Below are 24,777 nucleotides of genomic sequence, written 5' to 3' on the forward strand. Positions count from 1 at the left end.
CTGATCGACGCGGCTCTGGTTGCCGTTGCATGAAAACCAGCACGCAATCCCCAGTTTATTCCTGAATACAATGGGGAACAGTTCAATCAGTGGGGGGAAAGAACGGGGGTCTCATATGGAACGCGCGCGCGTTGCGGTAATTATCGAAGACGAAGAACACATCCGGGATTTAATCGCGGTGGTATTTAGGCAGGCAGGTTTCGTCACGCATGCTGCCCCCGACGGGGAAAGCGGCGTGGAGCTGGTGCGCCAGCATGATCCGATGATCGTGACGGTAGACATCGAGCTCGGTGACATGGACGGGTTCGAAGCTGCGCGCCGCATCCGGTTGTTCAGCGACAGTTACCTCATCATGCTGACCGGACGGGATGACGAAGCCGATGCCATGACGGGCTTGGATAACGGTGCTGACGATTACATCATCAAACCCTTCCGGCCCCGTGAGCTGCGGTCCCGGATCAATGCCCTGCTCCGCAGGCCCCGCTGGAAGGAAGAAGCCGAGTCCTCCCGCGCCCGCGGGGGGAAACGGTCGAAGGAGCGGCTGGTGCACAACGGGATTGTGCTCAATGTCCGTACCCGCAAGGTCGAGGTCGATGGCGTTGAGCTTGAGCTGACTCCGCCGGAGTTCGATCTTCTGCACACGCTCATGGAGAGCACGTGGGTGCACCGCAGCAACGCCGACCTGGCCCAAAAAATGCGTGCGGCCCATTATGAAACTGGTGAACCGATAAGCCGCAGGGAAGAGCGCGCTATTGACTTTCTGGTCATGAGTCTTCGGGAAAAGCTCGGCGACACCGATCGACCTCCCCGGTGGCTAAAAGCCGAACCAGGAGGCTATTCACTGGTGGTTTAGATTGGGCGCGGATTCCACGGCTGAATCCGTGGATTAACCGTGGGCCGTTGAACGGAAATTTGTAGCCGATCGGCTTAGCTTTTGTGCCGGGATGGATCGCATTCTGCCGGGCAGGTGTAGCAGCCGGTTTACGGGCGAAGAATCCCCTGAACGCTGTTGGCCGAAGTGATCATGTCGGTACTTGCGCGTGCTGCGGCTTTATTAGCCGCGGCGGCTTCTGGTGCGTGTCTCGCCCCTCGGGTGCCGTCCCGGCACCCACATAACGCACCGCTTCGCGGCCGGCTGTCCTATGAAATGACTCTCATAAGCCACAACCTCAATCTCACACGGTATCCTCCGTCGTGGGGCCTGCGGGCAGGCCCGGATCAGCTCCAAGTCGTTCCTCACCACCCGGCTCCTGTCCCTCCTGCTGGGAGTCCTTGGCGCGGTCCATTTCTACCCGGGCAAGGTTGGCACAGGCCTGAAACTTCCCTGCAGCCAATGATCGATGGCCGGTGCCAGAGGACTTTGTCGCAATGTGCCGCCGGGCGTGAGAGACCAGTTGTGTCGTCAAGGGTGAGGTGCTGTTCTTACGCCAGACCAGAACCGTCGGCACGGGAAGTGACACTCCCGCAAATGGGCGCCATACGACTCCGGGGGGATCACCTGGTACGACCTCGTGTGGTGTTTTGAATGACACGCCGAGGCCGGCAGCGACCATGCTCATCGTCGTGGCAATACTCGGCGACCAGCGGTGCGGGCCGGGTACCATGCCGCCGTCCAGCAATAGGCCTAGCACCCGCTCCCGAACGTCAGGGTCACCGTCGCGCTGCAGCCAGATCAGGGCCTGGCCGGTGAGAGCGAGGGGGCTGATCGCCTGCAGTTGTGCGAGCGGGCTGGCGGACGGAAGGGCGACCCCCATCGGCTCGGTTTCCAGGGTTAGGACGCCCAGGCGTTCGTCGGAGGGCGGGACGGCGTGAATGATGATGGCGTCAAAGTCACCGTCCAGAACCTTCTGCACTCCTTCCCGTGCTGCTGCAGGTTTGACGTCTACTTTAGGTGCTGCAGGGCCTACTCTCAGACCCGTGAGCAGCTCCGCCAGTAGCGGATATGCCACGCCGACGGCGACGCCGAGCCTGAGCGTGTCGCTGGGAGGACTGCGCAACTCGTCCATAGCTGCCGCTGCAGCATCATGGGCTTGGATGATGTGCGCGGCTTCCTCCTGCAGCCGGCGGCCGGCCTCGGTGAGTGCAACGTGATTGTGTGTCCGGTCCAGGAGCCGGAGCCCAAGGGACCTTTCCAGGGACTTGAGTTCCTGGCTTAGTGCCGGCTGGGCGATGTGAAGCCGGGCGGCGGCTCTGCCGAAGTGCAGTTCCTCAGCCAGTACAAGGAATCGCCGGAGTTGGCGTATTTCCATACGCCCATCATAAAAAGTTGTGATCGTCCCAGTCCACGTCCGTCTTGGACGCGACTACCCCTTCGGGCGTGCAATGAAAGGGAAAGGTGAACCGCTGCAAGGAAGGTGAAATGCGATGGACACGATCAGTGGGGCTGCGCTGGTAAGGGCTAACGGCACCACATTCTACGTTGAAGTGACCGGTCACGGGAGCCCAGTGCTTCTGGTCCCCGGAGCTGGAGGGGATGGCCGCCAATACGCCGGCCTAGCCCAGGTACTTGCGACGAACCACACCGTCATCGCCTATGACCGCAGGAACAACGGACGTAGTCGACGGGAATCCGATTGGTCCGAGACGTCGGTGGACCAGCACGCCGACGATGCCCTTGCGCTGCTGGAAACGCTCGGGACCGGGCCATGCGTCGTGTTCGGCAACAGCACTGGGGCGCTGATAGCTCTGGCAGCGGCCCTCAAGGCCCCAGGTTCGTTCACGGGCGTGGTACTTCACGAGCCGGCGCTGCTGGGTGTTCTCAGTAACCCCGACGACGCCGTGGGAACTGTGCAGCCGGTCATTGCGGCGGGCGTTGAGACCGGCGGCCTCGCCGGGGGAGCAGAAGCCTTCGTCAGGTTCGCGGCCGGTGATGCCGCTGGACTGTTGCCGCCGGACTTCTTCGACGCGCTGCGGTCAAACGCTCGGGTCCTGCTGGAAGCGGAATTTGGAGCGTTCGCGTCCTGGCGTCCAGAAGCGGATGCGTTGTCAGGAATGAGGGTTCCCCTGGTAATACTGTCAGCGGAGCAGACCGCACCCTTCTTTACCGAGGCCGCAGAGTGGATAGCTTCCAAGGCCGGCGTCAGCCGCCGCACGGTGCCGGGCGGACACATGGGATTCCTCGATCACCCCAGTGAATTCACCAACGAAATCGAAGCCATGTGCTAAGCCAGCCCCATGACCTGTCAGGCGGTCATTGTGTCGCTGTGACGGTGGGCGACCTTCCAATGGCCGTCTTCCCCGGCGATAGATCTGTTGGCCGGCAGGGTGTAGTTGCAGAACTGGCCGTCGACGGATGCTGGCGTGTGTTCAAGACCGGCCGTGCCCGCGTGCTGGAAGAACGGCTCTCGTCGGCCTAACCTGCTCCGCTGTTCAGCCAGGCGGTTCGGAGCCCAGCCCGGGCCGCGCCGCGGATGTCCCAGGGATGCACGGCCACGAGCAGCATGCTGCCCGGATCGGTACCAGTACTGGCGGCCGCGTTTTGGTAGGAGCCGCGTGCAGGCTTCCACGCGGGCGCGTCTTCGACCGACAGCAGCGACTCAGATTCATCCCTGATCCCGGCATCGCTGAACAGCTTCCCGGCGATCTGGGGTGTGCGCAGGCTAATGGCGGCACCGAGGACTGCCGCGAGCAGCACGGCCAGCGGGCCCAGGGCGGGGAGCACCTCCCACCGCTCGGCGGGGCCGGCCTGGACGAAAACGTCGACGGGAGCTGGGGAGGGTGTCACGGCACCAGCTTAGGCCCCGTGCTTCCTGACGCGACTCGTGGCTTACGCGGCGGTCGTTGGCAACCCGGGCCTTTTGACTCTGGGGCCCGGGTTGGCGCAGCACCAAACTGATGCCATGAGTGACGTGCTGCCGCTGAGTCCTCCGGTTCAACGCAACGTGGGCGCCAACCGGGCGCTGCATCCGGATTGTCTCTGGATCCGTCTGGTACGCGGCGGCGCCGGACTTGCCATGCTCGCGGCCCTCGGCCAGGAGCTATACGACGCGACCCAGCCCGGCAACTCCGTCGACATCCCCCAGCTCATCTCCCAGTTCACATTCCAGTCAAACCTCGTCCTCGGGCTCGTGTTCCTTGTGTCTGCCGCGCGGCCGCGTGCGCGGCTGCCGCAATGGTGGGATCACCTCTTCGGCGCACTCGCGTTCTACCTGGTGATGACGGGCATTATCTATGTGGTGTTAGTGGCTCCGCCTGACGAACCATGGTGGACGCTGGACATGTACTGGCCGTGGATGGTCACCCATCGCATCGCACCGCTGGTCGCGGGGCTCGACTGGCTCCTGGTCACGCGCACCGTCCGAGGCCCGTGGCGACGGCCCGTCGTCTGGCTTTGCTACCCGGGGGTGTTCCTGATCTTCTCCTGGGTGCGCGGTGCCCTGGACGGCTGGTACCCCTACGACTTCCTCAACCCGAGCCTCGACGGCGGCTGGCCGGCCGTCATCGCCACCAGCGCCCTGGTACTCGCCGCGTTTCTCTTGGTCGGCATACTCGTGCACCTCGCCGGCAATGCCCGTGTGGGTCTCGCCCGCGGACCCGGAAAGGAAATTCCTACCCAGCCGGCAGTCCCGGCCGGCAAGTCGCGTCGTCACAGTCGGGAGCTGCTTCCGGGGAAGGGCCGAACCTAAGATCATCCGAAGAAAATCGAGGCCTGTTTGAGAATCTCGTTGGACCTTCCAAGTCCCCCACCTCAGCCCGCAGCTGCTTGGCTTCCTTCAGCTCCTCACTGCTTGTCCGGCCCAGGCGCACAGCGATGCAGGGCCGACTCCGAGCTTCGGCGCCAGCGCCCTTCAAGCAGCGTAAACCGATGGGTATTCGGACAACCGGTCCATCATCATGCGACTGCAGGGTCAGGGACTTCGGGCGGGAACTGCTTGTGCATAATTACTATCTTTCTCACGGAAGATAGTGGCAAAAACGCGGGACGATTAATCCATTCGCATGCTTATTGAAACAAGTTAACAGTCAGGCTGTGGTGACACGGCCGCTAGACTCTCTTCATGCGCAGAACGTCGGCACGAGGCCCCGACGCCGCCGGGAGGGAGCGCGTACTTATCCTTTCAGCAGGGGTAGGAGCGGGGCATAACAGCGCCGCGGCGGCGTTGCAACAGGCCTGTTCCGCGCGCGCCGACATCGATGAGGTGCAGGTGCTGGACGTGCTGCAGGTGAGCAGTGTGCTCTACCGCACACTGCTGGGCAAGGGTTACTTCGTCCTGGTCGAGGACTTGCCCTGGCTGGTCGAGTGGGGCTACGACGTCAACGACCGTCCGTTCCGGCGCCGGGGCCCGATAGACCCCTGGACACGGGTGAACGCACTTCCGGTGATCGATGCGATCAAGCGATTCCGACCGACCGCGATAGTGTGCACGCACTTCCTGCCAGCCCAACTGCTGGCGTCACTGCTCCTTCGCGGCGTGATTGACGCGAGGACCGCCGTCGTTACGACGGACTACGACTTCCAGGGGCTATGGCTTACGGGCGCGTTCCACGCTCTCTTCCTGGCCAGGGAGGAGGGGAGGGTGGAACTGATGGCGCTGGGTTTGCCACCGGACCGCGTCGCGGTCACGGGCATTCCTATCGCTGCGCAGCTGAACGTATCGCCTGCGCGCTATACGAATGAGCCCCCGATGCTGCTGATCTCGGCGGGCGCGACTGGCGACGACTATGCCGTCTCGGTCGTGCGGCAGACGCTGCACATGCGCTCGTCCTTCACGGCCACCGTCTTGTGCGGACGCAACAGTGCGCTGCGGCAGCGTATCGAGCAGCTTGTCGCGCCCGCTGGCGACCGCTACCGGGTGCTCGGCTTGACGGCGGAGATGCCGCAGCTGCTCAGCCGCGCCGACCTGTTTGTGGGCAAGCCGGGCGGGCTGTCGGCGTCGGAGTGCATGGCTGCAGGGTTGCCCATGGTGCTGGTGAACCCCATCCCGGGGCAGGAGGTTCGCAATGGCGACTACCTGATAGAGCAGGGGGCGGCGGTCCGCTGCAACACTCCCGCGACGATCGGCTGGAAGATCGACGAGCTGCTGCGGGAGCCGGGCCGCCTGCAGCGGATGCAGGCGGCCGCGCGCGGAACGGGCCGCCCTAACGCTGCGGCGGACGTGCTGACCGGACTGCTGGACGGGCCGTCCCGTCCCCTGGTCGTGACACGCGCAGCGCAGAAGACAATCCTCACCGAGAGCGAGCGGCGCGTCGTTGCGAGTGATCTGACGGGACCCTCATCGCTGGTCCGCGTGGTCGACTTGGCTGGGTCCAGCACGGTCGCGCTGCTGCGAGCCGAGGAGCTGGGAGATCTGCAGAAACGGTACGCCACCCCGAACGGGGATCTGGTGCTGCGGGGCGGCGGCGCGCTTATGTCGCTCAGAGGGGAGGAGCGGCGGCTGCTCCGCGCCATTCTTCGGGGGGACGACGCTCTGCCCGTCCGTGTCGAGCGTCCGTCGCCACCCCCTCGCACCCTCCCTGCGGGACCGGCGGTACACGACCCCTAACGACCTCAGTGGGGCCGGCTCGCGCAGCCGCGCCTCGTCCTGCGGCAATGGCTTATCGAAGAGCTGTTCCCCGACTGCGCTCAATGCCGCGGCGTGATGCTCGGATTTGCCGACATCGAGCCCGCAGTAGACCTCGTATCGTTCGTCCAGCCGGCGCTCCTTTGCACCACTGTCTGGCCGCAGTCACGACACCCGGTGCTGGCACCCACGTTACAAAGAGACCTGGCCGCATCGGAAGAAGCTGGCCGTGTCCCTACTAGCAGTCAACGCGTGCCTCCGAACCCTGCGACAACACCCTCCGCATCATCCAATGACAGGGCAAGAAAGTCATACGGGTTCAGCGACCAATCCCCGGCCTTTGGGGACGGAATAAATGTAACGGGATTCCCAACCGGGCAATTACTTGCTTCTGATCGATGCTCCAAGTGCCATTCGCTGGAAGATACGACCCTCTCGGACGGTGCCGTGCTCCAAGTTCCCTGACAAAGGATCGCGCCCAGCCTCGCATGGCCGAATTCGGTCCCCAAAAATAAACAGATAAGCGCTGATCAAAGCGACTGCGCGCATGGGGCCATTCCTCTCGCAGTATGGAGTAGATGGCCGTGTCACGCCATCTGTCGTCAGCCCGTCGTTGGACATGTCTGAGCACACCTTCGGGCTGGCCACCTATCTGCTCTATGGCTGCCCGTGAACGAATGTTGAGCACATCGGCCTGTAAGCTCGTCTGGCCGAAAGTAGAGGGACACCGCGGGGCGGTTCTCCTAGTTTCCGGGAAAGCGTTCGCGAAGATTCCGGTGGACGTCCGCGGCCGATCCTGCGTCGGTCGCTGCCTCCGCGGTGAGCCTGAGCAGTGCTGAGGCCCCTGCACCGAGCGTTCCCGGGGGCGTGAGGGCTGACAAATCGGCGGCGAGCAGAATCTCGATGGCCAGTAGATCCTCGAGGAGGCCTAATGCATGCTCGGTGGTCCGGACGCTCAGCATGGCACCTGTTGCATGGTCCTCGACACCGACATCCAAGACGGTCGAGTCCAAGGTGGCGGGTGCTGCCAGGAGCCGGAGTTCGGTGTAACAGGCTGACCCGGCGTAGCGAAGCTGTATCCCCGGGGCCGCCTCCGGCCTACGGTTCCCGGGCGGAGGCCCTGGCTCTCCCGCCGCCATCACAGCATTCCACAAATGGCTCATGCGGCGTTCGCTCAACTGCCCCACATGGACCAGGGCGACACGCAGAGCGTCGAATGCAACGGCCAGCACCATCGGATGGAAGTTGCCGTTGCTCAGCACCGAGCCGGATTCGACGTCGACCAGAGGATTGTCGCTTGCGGAGTTCAGTTCGGTATCCACCGCGCGCCGGGCTACGGCGATAAACTCCCGGAAGGCCCCGTGGACCTGCGGAACCACCCGGAAGGAGAGAGCATCCTGAACGGACCGCGGGCCGTCCCGGGCCAGGAGTTGGGAGCCTTTCATCAGTTCATGCAGATGGCCCGCTGCCGCGACCTGCCCCGGATACGGCTTGGCCGCCGCCGCGGGCGCCGAGAATCCCGAGGGGTTCCCATGGGTGGCTTCAATGGACAGGACGACGGCCTGGTCCGCTGCGAGGGCTGTCCTCGCCGCCCTGGCCAAGACCAGGGCGCCATGGCCGATCGAGACGCCGTTGGCCGAAATCAAGGCCAGCCCATCCCGGCCTTGAAGCCGTAGAGGCTCGATCCCAGCCCGCTGCAAAGCCTCCGCGCCTGGGAGAACCTCGCCTCGGAATTCAGCCGTGCCCGTCCCCACAGCCACCTGCGCAATGCCAGCCATTTGGCTGATGTCGGCAGCCCCGACCGACCCTCTGCTGTGCAAGACCGGGTGTACCCCGGCATTCAACATGGCCAGCAGCGTGTCCGCTGCGGCCGGGCTTGCACCGGAACCGCCCCGGGCCATGCCGCAGACGCGGACGGCCATCGCGGCCCGGACCACTGTCCGGTCCAGCAGCGGCCCGACCGCGCCGCCGTGGCTCGCCACCAGGAACTGCTGCAGCTGTTCAAGCTCTTCTTGTGGAACCCTGGTGTCCTTGCCGTGGCCGACTTGGGTGCTGAGCCCGTAGATCGCGTCTCCGCTGGTTAGAGCCTCATCTAACAATGCCCGGCTCGCGGCAATCCGTGACTTGGCCGGCTCGCTAAGCACCAGCGGCCTGCCGTGGGCTACCGAGACGAGATCCTCCTGCGTCATTGGCAGATCGCTGATGGTTACTGGTTCCATGGGGTAGCCTCCCGTCAATCAGTGTGGCCCCGCGGGCCACACCGGGCAAGAGGAGACCCGTGAAGCGGTTCTTCACGAAGTACGCGACGTTCTCCGGCCGCGCCAGCCGCAGCGAATACTGGTGGTGGTTCCTGGTGTCCACCCTGGTGGGCATCGTCCTGAACATCATTGTCCGGTCCGGCGTCCGCTACACCGCCTACGGATCCACTGCCGGTCCGGGCACGATGATCGGTGGCATCCTGGCGGTGATGATCCCGCTGGTGTTCACCCTCCTGGGACCGGACCCTCGAGGCCAGCAGTGCGACAACCCACGGCTTAGCCGACAGGAGAAACCGTCAGGGTCCGGCGGTAGAGCCGTGACGTGTCGTAGGCTGAGCGCACCATACGGACAGCGGACGGGGAGCAGTATTCCATCCGCAGAGTGAACGAAGGAGATATTCATGTTGCTTTGGATAGCCATCATTATCGCCGTTCTCTGGCTGCTCGGCCTGTTGGCCAACATCGGGGGCGGACTCATTCACATCCTCCTGGTAGTGGCCGTGATCGTCCTGATCATCCACTTCGTCCGCGGCAGGTCACGCGTCTGACCGCAACGTCCGACGCGAAACCTGCGGGACAAAAAGAGGGGAAGGCCATTCCAGCCTTCCCCTCTTTTTTGCGTTTGCTCTTCTGGCCGGCGATGGAGCAGCCTGGCGAACGGTGACTGTTTCGCCCTTCCGGGTTCTCCGTGACTGCGCCGCGGCGTTGACGGCGGGAGCCACGCCGCTCGAGCATGGCGCCACGGTCGACCAAACCAACGCCTTCGGCAACACACCGCTCTTCATCGCCGTCTCCAACCCGCACGGGTGGCCTGAGATGATCGTTCTGCTAGATTCATGCGCTGCGGATCCGCTGCATTCAAGCCTGACAGGACAGACGCCTGCAGGACTGGCTACATCAACCGGCAATTAAGAACGTGGCACAGAACTTTCGAGATCTCGGCCGATCCGCGTCAGCCAGGAACGTCCGAGACGGGGTCCTCTAGCGGACGACCACGTCGAGCGCCACGAGCTGCGCCCCGTCACCTTCAACGACGACCGCCAGCGCCGTGGCCGCCGCTGAGGGGAACACCAGATCCGTCATGGTGGCGAGCCCGTCCTGGGCGAACACCTCTACGGAACAGCGGTCAAGGTAGATCCGCAGTCGCAGGCGGCCTTCCTTCTGTGGCACGGCGACGGATTCCGCGGAAGGGAAGGCGTCATGGAAACGTAGGTCCCCGGAGTTCCGCCGGTCCAGCCGCAGAATACCTTCCGTTACGTCGTAGCGCAGAATAGTGCGCCCAGCGGCCCCGGCGCGAAGTATCAGCCCAACACTCTTGGCGCCACCCGGCTCGAACTCGGCGTCGATCCGCGCCACGGAGGCCGATGTCGGAAGCTCCATAGCCCCTGCTTCGAGCGCCCGTGCGCCGAGGCGGAGGCCCCGCACTTCCGGGCTGCCAAAAGGGTCGATGGCCTCCTGCCGAAGCACCACCTTCCCCTCCACCCGTGTCAGCGAAACTTCCCGCGGCAACGACATGCCACTCCGCCAGCTCCCGGTGGGCGTTTGGTGGGCGTAGTCCCAGTTGTTCATCCAGCCGATCATGATCCGCCGGCCGTCAGGTACGTTGTTGAAGGACACTGCGGCGTAGTAGTCCCGTCCCCAGTCCAGCCAGTTGTACTCACGCATCCGACCGTCGTCCTGCTGGAGGCCCTCGGTGACCGTCGTTTCGGACCGGAACGCCACGCCGTCGAACGTTCCCAGGAAGTACTGACCTGCCGAGCCGCCGGCGACCCCGCCGGGGTTGATGTTGACGATGAGGACCCAGCGGCTGTCCCGCCGATTGCCGTCCACGGGCAGCTCGAACAGGTCCGGGCACTCCCAGACACCGCCCGTGGCGTTGGCGGGGCCAAAAGTGCTCAGGAACTCCCAGGCCTTGAGATCTGGTGACTTGTAGAGCACGACTTGGCGGTGCACCGCCTCGACGGCGACCATGACCCAGTAACTGCCGGCTTCGCCGTCGTACCAAAAGACTTTCGGGTCACGGAAGTCCGCGGACGCGCGGTCCAGGACGGGATTGCCGTGGTATTTCGTCCAGGTCCTGCCTTCGTCCAGGCTGTAGGCGAGGGACTGCGCCTGGCGGCCCGCCAGCGGCGATGCTCCTTGGTACGCGCTGGTATAGATCGCCACCAGCGGCGGATCCGCTGCCGTCCCGAGCCCACTGGTGTTGTGCTGGTCGAACACGGCTGAGCCGGAGAAGATGGCCTCGTCCTCTTCGCACGGGATGGCCACGGGCTGCTCTTCCCAGTGGATCAGGTCCGGTGAGGTTGCGTGGCCCCACGACATGTTGCCCCAGTCCGCGCTTAAAGGGTTGTGCTGGTAGAAGAGGTGGTAGGTGCCGTTCAGGTACACGAGACCGTTGGGATCGTTGAGCCAGTTCCGTTCGGCGGTGTAGTGGTACGCAGGCCGGAACTGCTCCGCGACGGAAGTTGCGGGGCCACCGGCCGCCGTCGTCAGTGAATTCACGCTCAGCCCTTCACGCCGCTGGAGGCGATGCTGTTGACGAAGGAACGCTGGAAGGCGATGAACAGCACCACCACCGGAACAGTGATGAGCGAAGCGTAGGCCATCACCTCGCCCCAGGAAACGTTCAGCTGGAAGAAGTACTGGATGCCGATCATCACGGGCCGCAGCTCCTCGGACTGGACCACCATGAGCGGCCACAGGTATGAGTTCCAGGCCGGCAGGAAGGTCAGGATGGCCACGGTGGCCGTTGCCGGGCCGGCCAGCGGCATAACCACCCGGCGGTAGATCTTGAACCAACCGGCACCGTCGATGCGTGCGGCCTCGTCCAGTTCCTTGGGGATGGATTCGAAGTACTGGTGGTAAAGGTAGATGGAGAAGGCATTGGCGATGAAGGGGACAATCTGCACCTGGTAGGTGTCCAGCCAGCCCTTTGAGATTTCGAGGCTGAAGCCGTTCAGCTCGAAGTAGGGGAGCTGGTTGACCCACCACACCAGTGGCAGGGCCAGGGTCTGGAACGGCACAATCAGGGTGGCCAGGATCGCCGTGAATACAATTTTTTTGCCGCGGACCTGCATGCGGGACAGGGCGAAGGCGCAGAGGCTGTTGACGAAGATCCCCAGGATGACGGTGACGGTGGAGACACCCACGGAGTTGAGCAGGAAGCGGGCGGCCGGGACGCGGTCGAAGACGGCGGCATAGTTATCGAACGAGATGTTCCCTACCGGCAGGAACGCCGCAAACGAGGACATGTCGCCGAAGATCTGCTGGTCCGGCTTCAGCGAGGACACCAGCATGAAGACGATGGGAAACGCCGCGACGACGGCGAAGAGGACGCGCACCAGCATGGTGCCGGCGTTCTTGAGGAGCAGTTGGTTTTTCATGTCAGTCTTTCTCCCGGGTGAGGTGGCGCTGCACCGCGGAGACGATCAGTACAAGGACAAAGAACACCAGCGAGATGGCGGAGGCGTAGGAAGTCTCCTGCTGCCGGTAGCCGGACCGGACGGCCTCATAAACGATGGTGGTGGTGGAATCCATCGGCCCGCCCTGTGTCATGACGCTGATCTGGTCGAACAGACCCAGGGCCTGGATGGTGATGGTGACGAGAACCAGGCTGCGGGTGTGGAAGAGCCCGGGCCAGGTGACGTACCGGAACTGCTGCCAGCGGCTGGTGCCGTCCAGCTGCGACGCCTCGTACAGCTCGCCCGAAATGCCCTGCAGACCCGCCAGCCAGATGATCATGTGGAAGCCCGCCGCCTGCCAGATGGACAGAACGATGATGGCGGGCATCGCGGTATTGGGCTCACCCAGCCAGTCCGGGCCGTGGATCAGGCCGAAGCTGACATTGGAGAGGATTTCATTGATCAGGCCATCCTTGCGATACATGAACAGCCAGAGCAGTGAGACCACCACCATGGAGGTGACCACCGGCAGGAAGTACACCGTACGGAAGAAGTTCACGCCACGGAATTTCTTGTTGATCAGCAGTGCCATCACCAGGGCCAGGCCCGACTGCACCGGAACGATGACCACGGTGAAATAGGCGACGTTGAGCAGTGCCCGGTAGAAGGTGGGGTCAGTAAAGAGCCGGGAGAAGTTGTCCGTTCCCACAAATTCAATGGGACGCGGTGAGATGAGCCGGGCATTCGTGAAGGCGAGGCCGAAGCCGAGGATGGCTGGGATGAAGACGAAAGCCAGCAGCAGCACTGCTGCCGGGGCGATCATGCCCCAGCCGCTGAGTTGCTCGCGGCGGAAGCCGGGGCGGCGCCGTGCGTTGCCTTTGGCGTACGACGGCGGCGGGGCGGCTTTCGAGGTGTCGGGGACACGGGGACGGGTGGGGAGGGGAACAGTTGCCATGGGAATCTTCCGTTGATCGGGCGCGGGAGGCCTGCCGCGTGCGACGCAGCAGGCCTCTGCGGCTCCGGCTATTTCTTGTAGCCGCCGTTGGACTTGATGTTGGCGTCGATGGCCTTCACCGCCTTGTCCAGGGTGGACTTGGGCTCGGCGCCGTTCAGGATGTCCTGGGTGGCCTTGCCGAATTCAGTGGCGATGAAGGGGTACGCCGGCGTTTCGGGACGCATGACCGCATACTTCCGGGAAAAGTCCATGAAGATCCGGTCGGCGCCGCCCTGGGCGAACGCCGGGATCTGGGCAGCTGCCTCCTCAGTCGCCGGAATGGCGCCGGTGGCCTTGGCCACGGCAGCGACGTTCTCCGGTTTCAGTGAATACGACAGGTAGTCCATGGCCGCCTGTGAGTTGCCGCAGGCGCTGGTAACGCCCCATTGCCACGATGCGCCGCCGATCTTGGGGCCCGTGCCCAGATCCACCGGTGGCATGACCACCAGATCCTCCCCGATGGCGGCCTTGGCCTTGTCCGCAGCCCATGATCCGGTGTAGATGATCGCGCTCTTGTTGTTCAGGAAATCCTGGGTGGAGTCCTTCCCGCTCTTCTTTGCCATGAAGCCCTGGTCGGCCAGGCCATGGAACCAGTTGGCCCACTCCACCGCCTTGTCGCCGTTCAGCTTGCCCTCGGCGCTCTGGAAGCCGTCCCTGTTCACCAGGTCGCCCCCGAAGGACTGCAGGAAGGGCGAGTAGGCGTATGGAAGCCATTCGCCTGTCCCGGCAGTTCCCAGGTCCAGAGGGTAATCCCACTTGCCCAGCGCCTTGAGTTTGGTGAGGGCATCCTGGAACTCTTCTTTGGTCCAGGGCTGTTCGATGGTGGCAACACGGACCCCGGCAGCCTTCAAGTCCGAGGCCCGGGCCATCATGGCCAGGGCGACGTCGTAATAGCCAACCGCATAGGCCTTTCCATCCCATTTGGCGACGGTGCTGGGGAGCTGCTTGGAAAGGTCTGTGTCCAATTCGAGGGGCTTCAGATATCCCGCCCAGGCCCAGTTGGGGACGTTGGGGCCGTCAATGTCAACGATGCACGGCAGCTTCCCGGCCGCGGCCGCGGAGACCACGGAATCGTTGTAGGAGTCCTGGGGGAAAGCCTGGACCTTGATCTTCACCTTGTCCTGGCTGGCGTTGTAGGAGTCGACGATTTTCTGGACCGCGGCGAGTTCGTCCGGGTTGCCCGCGTTGTGGGTCCACAGTGCAATTTCGTTGGATCCTTCTGCGGGGGAGGAAGCGCTGCCCTTGCCGCAGCCGGCGAGGGCGGCAGTGAGGGTGACGGCAGCTATGCTGGTCGCCAGGACCTTGGTGAGCATCTTGTTCATGGGTCGGTCTTTCTTTTTTGGACAGAGGGGATTGATTCGGGTCCTGCCGGGAACGCGGCCGCTGCAACGGCTGCGTTCCCTCTTTTTGGGTCTGGGTAGCTTGACGGCTGATCGGGCCGGTTCTGCCTTCAGCTCTTGGGTGGAGCGACGGAGTACCGCTCCACGGGCGGGCAGGCTATCTTTTCGTGCACCCGCGCGGCCGCGGGGTCCTCAAGCTCGTTGAGGAGTTTCAGGACAGCCCAGCGGCCCATCTCGTAGTGGGGGAGCGCGATGGTGGACAGTCCCGGCCAGAGCGCGTCGGCAATGAGTTCCAGGTTGTCCACCCCCACAATCGAGACATCACCGGGGATTTCCAGCCCAAGGTGGCCGGCCGCCTGGTATGCGCCCATGGCCATTTGGTCGTTGAAGCAGAACAGCGCCGTGGGACGTTCGGGTGCCGTCAGGAGCTTCAGCGCAGCTTCGCGTCCCCCGGCCGTGCTCGGATGTTCCACCGCGAGGCGGTCCGCCGGCAGCTCCAGTCCGTGTCGGGCCAGCGCCGCGCGGAAGCCTCCAAGACGTCCGTGTGCGGCGGGGATATCGTCCTCGTTGTTGATCATGGCGATCCGGCGGTGGCCTGCCGCGACCAGCAGTTCGGCGGCGGACCCGCCGGCACCGGACTCATCCGGCACCACGGAGGACAAGCCTGCATTGTCCGACGTCGCATCCAGGATGATAGTGGGCGTTGCCCTGAGCTCTTCTGGAACGGACACCACTTGGTTGAACATCCGGGCGTAGATGACACCGTCTACCTGGTGCTGCTGCAGTGCGCGGATCTCCTGCCTCTCAAGTTCGTTGTCGAGGCCCGAGTTGACCACCATCAGCAGGTGCCCGTGTTCAGAGGCGGCGTCCTGGGCTCCCTGGATCATGGCGCCCGCAAAAGGGGTGGTAGTGATCTCATCGCTGACCAGGCCAAGGATCTGGGAGCGCTGGTTGCGGAGGCCGCTGGCCAGCCGGTTGGGTGCGTAGCCGAGGTCACCGGCTACGGCTTTGATGTGCTCCGCGGTCCGTGCATTGACCCGCGAGCTGTGCGCCTCACTGAGGGCATGCGACACAGTAGTTACTGAGACGCCCGCGGCTTTTGCCACGTCCCGGATGTTTACCTTGGTCGCCATCGACGCTGTTCCTTTGCAAAACGTTTTGTATGTTGCGTGCATCACTATATGCAAAACGTTTTGTAGGAGTCAAGAAACTCGTCGGCCCAAACCAGGAAGGGGTGGCTTTTTTCCTCGCCTCGTTCACTGTGGATGAAGAAGGGCCCAATACTGAGAATTGAGCTGTCGATCCGCGGTCCTAACGTGGGGCCGTTGACAGAGGTCCACGGGACAAGGCCGGCCCGCACCCAGGGACTGCTCTTATCAGGCGTTGAGGCGGGTGGCCTCCAAGGGCCACCCGCCTCAATCAGTGGCCGCCCTCATGGCGGGCAGCGCTGGAGTCCTTGCTGATAGTCCAGGCAGCCCGTTCACCAGGGCCGCCATGCCCTTCACACCGCTACCAACGGTTCAGGTCTACGACGAGGCCCAAAACCTTCAGATCTAGCGGTCCAAGGGCAAGGTTGAGGATGTTACATGTGCCGTTGGCCTGGGCGGACTGAACGGTTGTCGTGATGGTCTGATAAGCGGTCTGGGTGGCCCCGCCCATGGCGGCCGTTTCCGTCCCCACGAGCTGGCCACTGACCTGCGGAGCGCAGTTTGCCATGGAGAAGGAAGTGGGAGTGAACGTTCCTGTGAAGCTTCCGGCCTTGGTCCCGGTGCTATTGAAGAGTGGGAGGCGCCTGTCCGGCCTGGGGCGGCGGACGTACAGTATGGGGATCACCAATACATCAGCGAGCCGGTCCAAAAGAAGCAGGACGGGACCACGGACATCTAAGGGGCAGCCATGGCTCACGCCGAGAACGAGACGACCATCAGCCGCTCACCGGAGGACATCTACGCGTTCCTTGCGGACGGACTGAACAACCCCAAATGGCGCTCCGGGATCCAGCACATTGCCCTGAAAAGCGGCAACCCCGGAGCCGTGGGGGCCATCTACACCCAGACACTCACCGGCCCAGGCGGCCGGCCCATCGCCGGCGACTACGAAATCACAACGGCGGAGCCGGGAAAGCGCCTGGCCTTTCAGGTCGTGGCCGGCCCCGCCCGCCCCACGGGCGTATACCTGCTCAGCGCCGCCCCCAACGGAACCACCCTAAGGTTCATCCTTGACCTTCAGCCTAAAGGGCTCATGAAACTCATGGGACCGATGATCAACCGCACGATGCAGACCGAAGCGGCCCAGCTGGCCAACCTCAAATCCGTTCTCGAATCCTCATTGCCCAACGAAACGGCGTAAGGCCGGCAGATGACACCCTGGACCCGGACGGTGTCCTATGGAAACCGCCGCCAGCGCGGACACGCTCCAGAAGATCCAGGGAACCGACGAGCCAGCCTCTCCATAGCCGGCACCGAAAGATCGGCTCAAGCGCGTTGCCCGGGATCCAGGCTGATGATTCAGTTCATCCATGCCACCGGCGAAACAACCTCAGGGCGGCCGACCCCCAGCGTCCAAAGAGGAAGCCCGACGCAGGATCACCCGGCTCACATACTGGTCACTGCCATTTCTCCCCGTCTTCGCGGTGCTGAACCTCATCCCGAACATCCCCTTGACATGGCGCCTCGGGATGCTGGCCGCTGAGGTTGTCTTCGTGATCGTTTATGGGACCGGGGTGGTCCGCCTATCGCTCTGGCAGCGCGACGAGTACTGGCGGAAGCGGGACAAGGACCCAAAGCACCCGGAGCGGTTCCCCAACGACCGGCCACAAGAATAGAAACATCAGTCGCTGAGACATTTCCAGCGTGGCAGTGAATAATGCGGCATTGCAATCTGACGGAAGTGGTCGCCGCAACGACGGGTGGGGGATGCGGTAAAGGGTGGTTCAGGAATCGGGCAAGAAGCCAGGGCTATGGGACCGGAGCCAGGTACTGTTCCGCAGATCATTCGGGAACGGTGTCAGCGTGACGGTGGGCGACCTTCCATTCGCCATCCTCGCGCCGGTAGACCTGCGTTGCCCGAAGCGTGTAGGAGTTTGGCACCCCGTTCGTCGAAACGGCGGAATGTTCCAGGCCCGCCGTGTACGCCATGTCGCCAATCACGTCGCATGCCTGCATCTCGAACCTCCAGGATCTGCAGTCGGAGAAGCTTCTCTCAAGTAAAGAGAAGAGCTCTTCCAGTTCCTGCTGGCCGTAGGCATTGCGCCAAGCGCCAAGAATGCAGACCGGTTCATTGCGGGACCAGATGGCCCGACGAGGGTCGGCGTCACCGTTATGAAGTGCTACTTCTGCGTCGTGCAAAGTCGTTTCAACCCAACGAATGAACTCGTCCCTTTGGCTCATGCCGACAAGCTACGCGCACCTGGGCTCACGGGCAAGGTCCCGCTTCGCTGACTGCAGAGGGGCTCGTGCCATCCGCCGTAGAGCCATGAGAGCACAGAAAAGGCGCGCCCCGTTCACTGAGCGCGCCCTTTTTGCCGGGCCTTGGACCCGTTGTTGCTACGGCTTGCGGCCGGGCAGGAGCAGGATGGCGTCGCCGATGGGGCGTTCGCCGGTGGGGTCCGAGGGGGAGTTCATGACCTGGCCGCTCTGGACCATGGTGGTGGATCCGCCGCCGTCCAGGTTCATCGCGTTGACCATGCCGAGCGACTTGGCCACGTGCGCCTCCTCATTCAGGCTCAGCCCCAGGGACGTGGTTTGTCGTCCATCTGCGGTGACCAGCAGGGTGCGGCCCTGTGTGTCGACCCCGGCGAAGGTGCGGGGGTTGCGCTTGTGGACCCAGCCGTAGAAGAAGCTGTTGCTGTCGTTGGTGCGGACCATGCCGTCCCGCTTGGCCGTGACGTCCAGCTGCCCGTTCTGGACCAGGGTGGGGCCGCCGTTGACGACGTCCCTGGTGGGGCTCGTCGTGAGGGTCTTGCCATCTTCGGTGAGCAGATCTGTGTCGACCTTCAGCTTCTTGCCCGGGACGGCCAGGGCGGCGAGCTTGTCGACGTCCGTTCCGATGGCCTGCAGGCTCTGGCCGCCGGCGGGTACTGCGGTGCCGCGGGTATGGTTGACGGAGGTAACGGTGCCTTGGGCGTCCAAGAGGACTTCGAGTCCGGGGCCAGCCGGGGTGGTGGGGCCAAAATCGGGGGTAAAGTCGACGATTTCGTTGGCGTCAGTGCAGGTGAAGTCGTGCAGCGGCAGGTTCGTCGGGGTGTCATTGGTGCCGCCGCAGTTGCGGATGAGCCCAGGCACGCGGTCAATCCCGTCCAGGGGGAGTTCTGCTAAGCCCGGCGCACTGACGGTGCCGTGCCAGTGCAGGCGCTGGATGGAGGTGCCGTTCTTGTCCAGGACCAGGGAGGGGCGGTCGCCGACGGGTTCGCTGAGGACCTTCCCATCGTGTACTGCGGTCCCGGCGGGGTCCCCGGGGGCGCCTGCGGCGGGGTCCATGGTGAAGAACCCGCCGTTCACGGCTGCCAGGGCCCCGGCGGCAGCGGAGAGCTGGCTTGTGGTTTCGCGGTCTTCGAGGTTGGGCCCGAAGGAAGAGGTGAGGTCCCCGTGGAATTCCTTCGGGTCAATGGTGAGGACCTGGAGGTTCCAAGGGCCGCGGTCATTCTCACTGGAACCGGCGTCGCCGTCCCAACCGGTGTAGATCACCGATGCTTTGTAGCCGGCGGCCTTGATCTGATCGATCGTGGCAGAGCCGTCAGCCTTGGAGCCGAACTGGCCCACCCGCACCCGGTATCCGAGGTCCCCGCCAGCGTCGGCCAGCTGGGGTGACTGGACGTGTTCGACCCGGGCGGTGAGGTTGGCCGCGGTGAGCTTGTCGGCGACCTTCTGGGCCTGCGCCTGGGTGGACAACGCGGAGGCCGGGGCGTCAGGGTCCGGCGAGATGGACGGGACCGCGACTTCGGCGGTCCAGAAGAAGTCCTGGTTCGGGGCGCCGCGGGTGATTGTGGTCCGGGTCAGGCCCGGGGCCAGGGTGGTCACGTTCCGCGTCTCGGGCAGGTCCTGCGCTCCGAGATCCAGGTGGGAGGGCTGTGACGCGGCAGTCTGCTGATCCTGGGCCGGAGCCGTGGGCGCCGCGGTGGAAGCGCCTGCTGGGGTGAGGAAGGCGAAGGGGAGGGACACGGCCAGCGCGGTGATGACCGAGCGGCGGTGACGATGATTGGGGGAGGTCATGGTTACCGACACTAAGGCGCGATGAAGTCAGAGTGGGCTCCCACACACCGCGGTTGGACATGCTGCCAGCAACTGTTCACCATTTGTTCGGAAGACTGTTTCCAGATATTCGCGCCCGATGCGTGACCCCAACGAACCGGCGGTCCGGTGCCGGCGGATCGGCGCCGCGGACCAGGAGGTCGCGCACCGGATCGCCAATCGGCGGCCTAGCGGATCGAGGTCGGCGGCAGCACCGTGTACCGGGGCAGCGTCCTCTTCGAGAAACATCCGCCGCGGTTCAGCCCCGCCAAAGACAATCCAGACGATGGAGCCGTCCTCGGTCAGGTCATCCACGACGCCTGTTCCCAGGTCGTGGCCCTCGGCCTGCACGCGGACTCCCTGGCCCCGCCATAGTGCGCTTCCTTTGACGGTCGTTGCGGTCATCTCATCTTGTTAGCCGACCCAGCTGCCGCGTCCGGTGACCAGGTCTTCGCCGGTAAGGCAGGGGTTGCCGTTGTTGCCGGTGATGATGTCCCGGAACGCCACCGAGGAGCCGTACACGTAGGAGGCGTTGACGAGTGCGCCGGTGTCCGCAGCGCGGGCTGCCCACATCGGAGAGGATGCGCTGGTGCCGCCGACCGTGAACCAGCCGGTCTGTCCGTTGTACGAGGTCGAGTCATAGACGGAGACCCCGGAGGCCGGGTCAGCGTCCAGGGACACGTCAGGAGTGGCCCGCTTGCCCGCGCAGTTAAGTTGGGCGTACTGGCTGAAAGCGGCCTGGACCGCGGTAGCGGCTTCGAAGGCGCTGCATCCGCCGCCGGAGCTGCTCCAGCCGGTTTCGCTGGACAGTGCGCCTGTGCTGTCGAAGTTCAGCCTGGTTCCGCCGACTGAAATCACGTTCGGCGATGCCGACGGGTAAGTTGCCGGTGCGCCCTGGTCGCCGGCGGAGGCGAAGAAGCTCACGCCCGAACGGTTGAAGTGGGTGTCGTAGGATGCTTCTCCGCTGAACTCGGCGCCTCCCCAGCTGTTGGAGACGTACTGGGCGTGCGCGGAAGCGTAGTCCTCGGCGGTCATCAGGTCGGTGAAGCTGCTGCTGTTGGCTTCAACGAGCAGGATCTTGGCACCCGGTGCGATCGCGTGTGCCCATTCGACGTCCAGCGCGATCTCCAGCGCCCAGCCGGAGTCGGACTGCGGGTACTTGGTCCCGCCCTTCTGGTTGACCTTCGTGAAGCAGCCGTTGGCGCTCGTGCAGGCAGGCAGCCCGAACTGGGTGCTGAATGCCGACAGGTCGCTGGCGATGGTTGGGTCGTTGTAGGCGTCGACGATGGCAATGGTCTTGCCGGCACCGGCGAGGGCCGAAGTCGGGAAACTGTAAGCCTGCTTGATTGTGGCGGGCGAGAGGCCGGTCGGCGTCGTGTTCGTCACCTGCGGCAGGACCCGCAGCGGGTGGTTGGCGAAGTGTTCGTGCTCCGTCCCCTGGCCCGGGTTGGTGGGGCCCGGGGCGGCAGAGGCGGGCAGGGCGGCAGTGAGGAGAAGGCCGGCTGCTGCGATAGCAGTTGCGGCACGGTGAAGCCAGGACATGAGACCCCCGGGGTGGGTAGAAGAGACCAAAGTTTTGGCCGCCGCCACGCACGCCTGAAAGCCCGGCAGTGTTGGGCTGAAGGGCTGGGAAATACGAAAGAAGAGACCACCCACAGTCTAGGGCAGGAGCGGCCGGATATCTTACCACCGAACGTAGGTCACCGGCCATTGCCGCGCCGGTGACGGCTGTGAAGCGCCGCACACCTGCATGGCATGAGAACCCGCAAAGCACTCCAGATCCTAATCCTCGCAACCGCTCTCGTCGTCGGTGGGTTCGCACAGCACGGGACGTTCACGGCGTTCGAAAGCGTCCTTGACCTTTTCACCGGCGTCCTTCACGTCGCCGTTGCCCTGGTCAGTCCGGCCCGCGGCACTCCCGGCCGCTTCCTTGCCCTTACCGCCAGATTTCTCGGCGTCGTTCTCAATCTGGTCACCCGACCCCATGGTGTTTCCTCCTCTGCCTGGTCGGGCTTGAAGTTGCCGCGCCCCCCTTCCACCCTGGCAGTGCGGATCCTTGGTCGGCATGGCGTCAAACCGTTGCCTGAAGTAACCAAACCCGTCACCTCGATGTCATCCAGGGCCCGTACGTTCACAGGCATGACAAGACCCTCGCCGGCAGTCCCTGAACAATCCACTACCGAAGAACAGCCCAGCACGACCGTGCTGCGCAGGCTCTCACGATCCGTTCGCAGCCAAAGGCCGCTTGTGATCGTGGCCGCCAGCTGCACCCTCGCCATTCTGGGTGGCGCCGGCATCGCGGCTGCTTCCACCCTTCCCTTCGGCCAACAGCAGGTCGGCTCCGAGGATGAGAAGGGGGAGCAGATTTCCTCGAACCAGGAGATCAAGCCCATCGGCGACCGCCTAATGACACCCTTTGGCAAAATCATGGGCTCGACCGTCAGCCCGGACGGCCGTTACCTCGTCGGGACCAGCGCCGACCGGTCCGTGGACCTGCAGGTCTTCGACCTCACCACGTACAAGCCGGTCGCGGCCGCGGGCACACAAGCTGCTACCGCGTTTGCCACCGCGGCTGCCAACGCAGGCTATGCCAACATGGCGTACCAGCACATCACCGATGGCTCGGTGGGCCAGGACGGCCCGGTCTTTTCACCTGACGGCAAGTTCCTTTATGAGCCCGTCGCGACCGGCATTGTCCGCTACCCCTTCAACCCGGACGGCTCGCTCGGAGCCGGTACCAAGATCAATATTCCGGCCGCCGGTGACAAGCAGGCCCTGACCGCCGGCATGGCTTTCTCCCCGGACGGCTCGACCCTCTACGCCGCCGTGAACGGCCAGAACTCGGTCGTCGCGATCGACCCCGCCGCCGGCACGATCAAGCAGACCTTCGCCACGGGCATCGCGCCGCGGCAACTGAAGTTCGTCGGCACCAGGCTGTACGTCTCCAACGAGGGTGGCCGCCCGGCACTGCCCGGGGAACCCACGATGAACTCCTACGGCACTGACGTCCCGGCGGACCCCAACCTCGGCACCTCCACGACCGGAACGCTCAGCGTCATCGACACGGCCAACGCGGCGGCACCGGTCTCCTCGATCGACGTTCAACTGCACCCGACCGGGCTGTTCCTGGACGGCACCACCCTGTACGTGGCGAACACCAACAGTGACACTGTCTCGGTGGTGGACACGGCCAGCAACAAGGTTCTTCAGACCATCGCCACCCAGCCCTGGGCCTCCTCCCAGGTCGGTTACGAGCCCACCGCCATCACCATGCAGGGCGACCACCTGCTGATCTCGCTCGGCCGCGCAAACGCCGTTGCGGTCTACAAGGTCAACAAGCAGGACCCGAAAGACCCCGCCAGCTACGTCGGCCTCCTGCCGACCGATTACTACCCCGGAAATGTCACCGTGGTGAACGGCCAGATCGTGGTCACCAACATCCGCGGGATCGACGCGCGCGGACCGGAAGTGACCATCAACGAGGGGCCGAACACGACCGCAGCGACCGGTCACGGGACGCACTCCACCACGGCGTCGCTGACCAGGTTCACTCTGCCTAGCGATGAAGAGATCCAGAAGAACACCGAGACGGTGTTCGAGCAGAACGGCTGGGACGGCAGCTCCGTGAAGGACGCGACGGCTGCGGAGGCCGCCAAGATCCCCGCGGTCGCCGTCCCGAAGCGGATTGGGGAGCCGTCGACCATCAAGCACGTCTTCCTGATCGTGAAGGAAAACCGGACCTACGACCAGGTCTACGGCGACATGAAGCAGGGCAACGGGGATGCCGCCTTGGCCCAGTTCGGTGCGAAAGTCACCCCGAACCAGCACGCCCTCGCCGGCCAGTTCGGCCTGTATGACAACACCTACGACATCGGCACCAACTCGGCCGAGGGCCACAACTGGATGATGCAGGGCGATGACCCGGCCTACACCGAGACCAGCGCCGGCGAGTACAAGCGGTCCTACGACACCGAGGACGACGTCCTCGGCCACCAACGCTCGGGTTTTCTCTGGACCGCGATCAAGGACGCAGGCAAGACCGCGAGGAACTACGGCGAATTCGACTCCGAGGAAGGCAAGCCCGCCGGGGCGACGTGGCAGCAGTATTACTGCGCCGCGACCAGCACCATGGCCGGCGGCGACCCCGCCCAGCTCTTCACCCCGGCACTGCAGATGCACGCCGCCTCGGCCATCCCGTCACTCAACGAAATCACGGACCCGAACGCAGCACCGTTCGACACCTCGGTGCCGGACATCTACCGCTATGAGGCCTGGAAGCAGGACTTTGAGAAGAACGGCCCGAAGAACTTCCAGATGACCTGGCTTTCAAGCGACCACACCGGCGGCACCGCCGACCCGGAAGCCCAGGTCGCCGACAATGACCTCGCCGTGGGCAAGATTGTCGACGAGATCTCGCACTCCGAGTACTGGAAAGACTCCGCGATCTTCATCGCCGAGGACGACAGCCAGAACGGTACCGACCACGTCGACGGCCACCGCGCCCCGGTCCAGGTCATCAGCCCCTACGCCGTGCACGGAAGAACTGTCAGCACGTTCTACTCCCAGATCAACATGGTCCGGACCATTGAACAGATCCTCGGCGCCCAGCCGCTGAACCAGAAGGTGGCCGCAGCCACCCCAATGTTCGACGCCTTCACCAACAAGCCAGACCTGACACCATTCGCTGCGGTCCCGAACCAGATTCCCCTCACCGAGGGCGTCAAGACCGCACCCGCCTGCGGCCCCGACACCCTGGGCCAGACCGGAGCGGCGGCTGCCGCGGTAAACGACGCCGCAGCCAAAGCCACCGCCGTCCCGGCCCCCATGAAGGAAACCGCCGAAAAGTGGGACGACTGGTCAGAGAAGCAGCACCTCACAGGCAACGGTGCGAAGGAAGACTACGCGGACCCCAACCTGTTCAACCGCTGGACCTGGTACCAGGCCCACAACTGGTCAACCCCCTACCCAGGTGATGAGAAGATCTACGGCCCTGACGAGGTGCCCGGCATTCCCGCCGGATCAACCAACCACGAAGACGACTAAGCACGCCCGGCCC

The 24,777-nt window shown here is 64.2% G+C and carries 21 protein-coding genes and 3 pseudogenes; 10 read left to right on the plus strand and 14 right to left on the minus strand.

Annotated features, from left to right (window positions below; translation table 11 throughout):
* Nucleotides 1-115: 115 nt before the first annotated feature.
* Both AB0313_RS19665 and AB0313_RS19670 read left to right on the plus strand, forming a co-directional pair.
* Entirely contained in the window at nucleotides 116-853 is a 738-nt protein-coding gene (locus AB0313_RS19665) for a response regulator transcription factor (protein WP_366307736.1), read from the plus strand.
* A gap of 409 nt (nucleotides 854-1,262) precedes the next feature.
* Entirely contained in the window at nucleotides 1,263-1,337 is a 75-nt protein-coding gene (locus tag AB0313_RS19670) for a hypothetical protein (protein ID WP_366307780.1), read from the plus strand.
* A 45-nt stretch (nucleotides 1,338-1,382) separates the two neighbouring features.
* Here AB0313_RS19670 and AB0313_RS19675 read toward each other — a convergent pair.
* Nucleotides 1,383-2,249, minus strand: a pseudogene (locus tag AB0313_RS19675) (LysR family transcriptional regulator); the annotation flags it as partial.
* Between the two features lie 115 nt (nucleotides 2,250-2,364).
* Between AB0313_RS19675 and AB0313_RS19680 the strand changes: the two are divergent.
* Nucleotides 2,365-3,165 (plus strand): alpha/beta hydrolase, encoded by an 801-nt coding sequence (locus AB0313_RS19680; protein ID WP_366307738.1) that lies wholly within the window; start codon nucleotides 2,365-2,367, stop codon nucleotides 3,163-3,165.
* Nucleotides 3,166-3,352: 187 nt separating this feature from the next.
* Here the strand turns inward: AB0313_RS19680 and AB0313_RS19685 are convergent, their stop codons facing one another.
* A complete protein-coding gene (locus tag AB0313_RS19685; protein WP_366307740.1) occupies nucleotides 3,353-3,724 on the minus strand; it encodes a hypothetical protein in 372 nt (123 codons plus the stop codon).
* A gap of 115 nt (nucleotides 3,725-3,839) precedes the next feature.
* On the opposite strand from AB0313_RS19685, the gene AB0313_RS19690 reads away from it, so the two are divergent.
* Complete coding sequence (locus AB0313_RS19690) at nucleotides 3,840-4,625, plus strand: Pr6Pr family membrane protein (RefSeq protein WP_366307742.1); 786 nt, start codon at nucleotides 3,840-3,842, stop codon at nucleotides 4,623-4,625.
* Between the two features lie 372 nt (nucleotides 4,626-4,997).
* Entirely contained in the window at nucleotides 4,998-6,482 is a 1,485-nt protein-coding gene (locus tag AB0313_RS19695; RefSeq protein WP_366307744.1) for a glycosyltransferase, read from the plus strand.
* Between the two features lie 21 nt (nucleotides 6,483-6,503).
* Here AB0313_RS19695 and AB0313_RS19700 read toward each other — a convergent pair.
* Nucleotides 6,504-6,632, minus strand: a pseudogene (locus AB0313_RS19700) (transposase); the annotation flags it as partial.
* Nucleotides 6,633-7,243: 611 nt separating this feature from the next.
* Nucleotides 7,244-8,719, minus strand: coding sequence for an aromatic amino acid ammonia-lyase (locus tag AB0313_RS19705; protein ID WP_366307746.1), 1,476 nt, complete (start codon nucleotides 8,717-8,719; stop codon nucleotides 7,244-7,246).
* A gap of 59 nt (nucleotides 8,720-8,778) precedes the next feature.
* Between AB0313_RS19705 and AB0313_RS19710 the strand changes: the two genes are divergently transcribed.
* Both AB0313_RS19710 and AB0313_RS19715 read left to right on the plus strand, forming a co-directional pair.
* Nucleotides 8,779-9,144: a DUF805 domain-containing protein gene (locus tag AB0313_RS19710; RefSeq protein WP_366307748.1), complete on the plus strand. Its 366-nt coding sequence runs from the start codon at nucleotides 8,779-8,781 to the stop codon at nucleotides 9,142-9,144.
* 15 nt (nucleotides 9,145-9,159) lie between these two features.
* The gene (locus tag AB0313_RS19715; RefSeq protein WP_110543403.1) at nucleotides 9,160-9,306 is read left to right on the plus strand and encodes a lmo0937 family membrane protein; all 147 of its coding nucleotides are present in this window, start codon (nucleotides 9,160-9,162) and stop codon (nucleotides 9,304-9,306) included.
* A 433-nt stretch (nucleotides 9,307-9,739) separates the two neighbouring features.
* Here AB0313_RS19715 and AB0313_RS19720 read toward each other — a convergent pair whose 3' ends face one another.
* From AB0313_RS19720 to AB0313_RS19740, 5 genes are all read right to left on the minus strand, one after another.
* The gene (locus AB0313_RS19720) at nucleotides 9,740-11,260 is read right to left on the minus strand and encodes a glycoside hydrolase family 32 protein (RefSeq protein ID WP_366307749.1); all 1,521 of its coding nucleotides are present in this window, start codon (nucleotides 11,258-11,260) and stop codon (nucleotides 9,740-9,742) included.
* A 2-nt stretch (nucleotides 11,261-11,262) separates the two neighbouring features.
* Nucleotides 11,263-12,141 (minus strand): carbohydrate ABC transporter permease, encoded by an 879-nt coding sequence (locus tag AB0313_RS19725; RefSeq protein ID WP_141941051.1) that lies wholly within the window; start codon nucleotides 12,139-12,141, stop codon nucleotides 11,263-11,265.
* Between the two features lies 1 nt (nucleotide 12,142).
* Complete coding sequence (locus AB0313_RS19730) at nucleotides 12,143-13,114, minus strand: sugar ABC transporter permease (RefSeq protein WP_366307750.1); 972 nt, start codon at nucleotides 13,112-13,114, stop codon at nucleotides 12,143-12,145.
* 68 nt (nucleotides 13,115-13,182) lie between these two features.
* Nucleotides 13,183-14,475: a sugar ABC transporter substrate-binding protein gene (locus AB0313_RS19735; RefSeq protein WP_366307752.1), complete on the minus strand. Its 1,293-nt coding sequence runs from the start codon at nucleotides 14,473-14,475 to the stop codon at nucleotides 13,183-13,185.
* 128 nt (nucleotides 14,476-14,603) lie between these two features.
* Nucleotides 14,604-15,626, minus strand: coding sequence for a LacI family DNA-binding transcriptional regulator (locus AB0313_RS19740; protein ID WP_366307754.1), 1,023 nt, complete (start codon nucleotides 15,624-15,626; stop codon nucleotides 14,604-14,606).
* A 763-nt stretch (nucleotides 15,627-16,389) separates the two neighbouring features.
* Between AB0313_RS19740 and AB0313_RS19745 the strand changes: the two genes are divergently transcribed.
* Together AB0313_RS19745 and AB0313_RS19750 are read left to right on the plus strand one after the other, a co-directional pair.
* Nucleotides 16,390-16,842, plus strand: coding sequence for an SRPBCC family protein (locus tag AB0313_RS19745; RefSeq protein WP_141941055.1), 453 nt, complete (start codon nucleotides 16,390-16,392; stop codon nucleotides 16,840-16,842).
* A gap of 310 nt (nucleotides 16,843-17,152) precedes the next feature.
* On the plus strand, nucleotides 17,153-17,317 hold the full coding sequence (locus AB0313_RS19750; protein WP_366307756.1) for a hypothetical protein: 165 nt from the start codon (nucleotides 17,153-17,155) through the stop codon (nucleotides 17,315-17,317).
* Between the two features lie 166 nt (nucleotides 17,318-17,483).
* Here the strand turns inward: AB0313_RS19750 and AB0313_RS19755 are convergent, their stop codons facing one another.
* From AB0313_RS19755 to AB0313_RS19775, 5 genes and pseudogenes are all read right to left on the minus strand, one after another.
* The gene (locus tag AB0313_RS19755; RefSeq protein WP_141941057.1) at nucleotides 17,484-17,882 is read right to left on the minus strand and encodes a nuclear transport factor 2 family protein; all 399 of its coding nucleotides are present in this window, start codon (nucleotides 17,880-17,882) and stop codon (nucleotides 17,484-17,486) included.
* 156 nt (nucleotides 17,883-18,038) lie between these two features.
* Nucleotides 18,039-19,703 (minus strand): phosphodiester glycosidase family protein, encoded by a 1,665-nt coding sequence (locus tag AB0313_RS19760; RefSeq protein ID WP_366307758.1) that lies wholly within the window; start codon nucleotides 19,701-19,703, stop codon nucleotides 18,039-18,041.
* Nucleotides 19,704-19,730: 27 nt separating this feature from the next.
* Nucleotides 19,731-20,126: a hypothetical protein gene (locus AB0313_RS19765; RefSeq protein ID WP_366307760.1), complete on the minus strand. Its 396-nt coding sequence runs from the start codon at nucleotides 20,124-20,126 to the stop codon at nucleotides 19,731-19,733.
* Nucleotides 20,127-20,135: 9 nt separating this feature from the next.
* Nucleotides 20,136-21,263: a S53 family peptidase gene (locus tag AB0313_RS19770; protein ID WP_366307762.1), complete on the minus strand. Its 1,128-nt coding sequence runs from the start codon at nucleotides 21,261-21,263 to the stop codon at nucleotides 20,136-20,138.
* Nucleotides 21,264-21,560: 297 nt separating this feature from the next.
* A pseudogene (locus AB0313_RS19775) lies at nucleotides 21,561-21,707 on the minus strand (CsbD family protein); the annotation flags it as partial.
* A 153-nt stretch (nucleotides 21,708-21,860) separates the two neighbouring features.
* Between AB0313_RS19775 and AB0313_RS19780 the strand changes: the two are divergent.
* Nucleotides 21,861-24,764, plus strand: a complete 2,904-nt coding sequence (locus tag AB0313_RS19780; RefSeq protein WP_366307764.1) for an alkaline phosphatase family protein — start codon at nucleotides 21,861-21,863, stop codon at nucleotides 24,762-24,764.
* The last annotated feature ends 13 nt before the right edge of the window (nucleotides 24,765-24,777 follow it).

This window comes from Pseudarthrobacter sp. NPDC080039 (assembly GCF_040702335.1).
Lineage (GTDB): Bacteria > Actinomycetota > Actinomycetes > Actinomycetales > Micrococcaceae > Arthrobacter > Arthrobacter enclensis_A.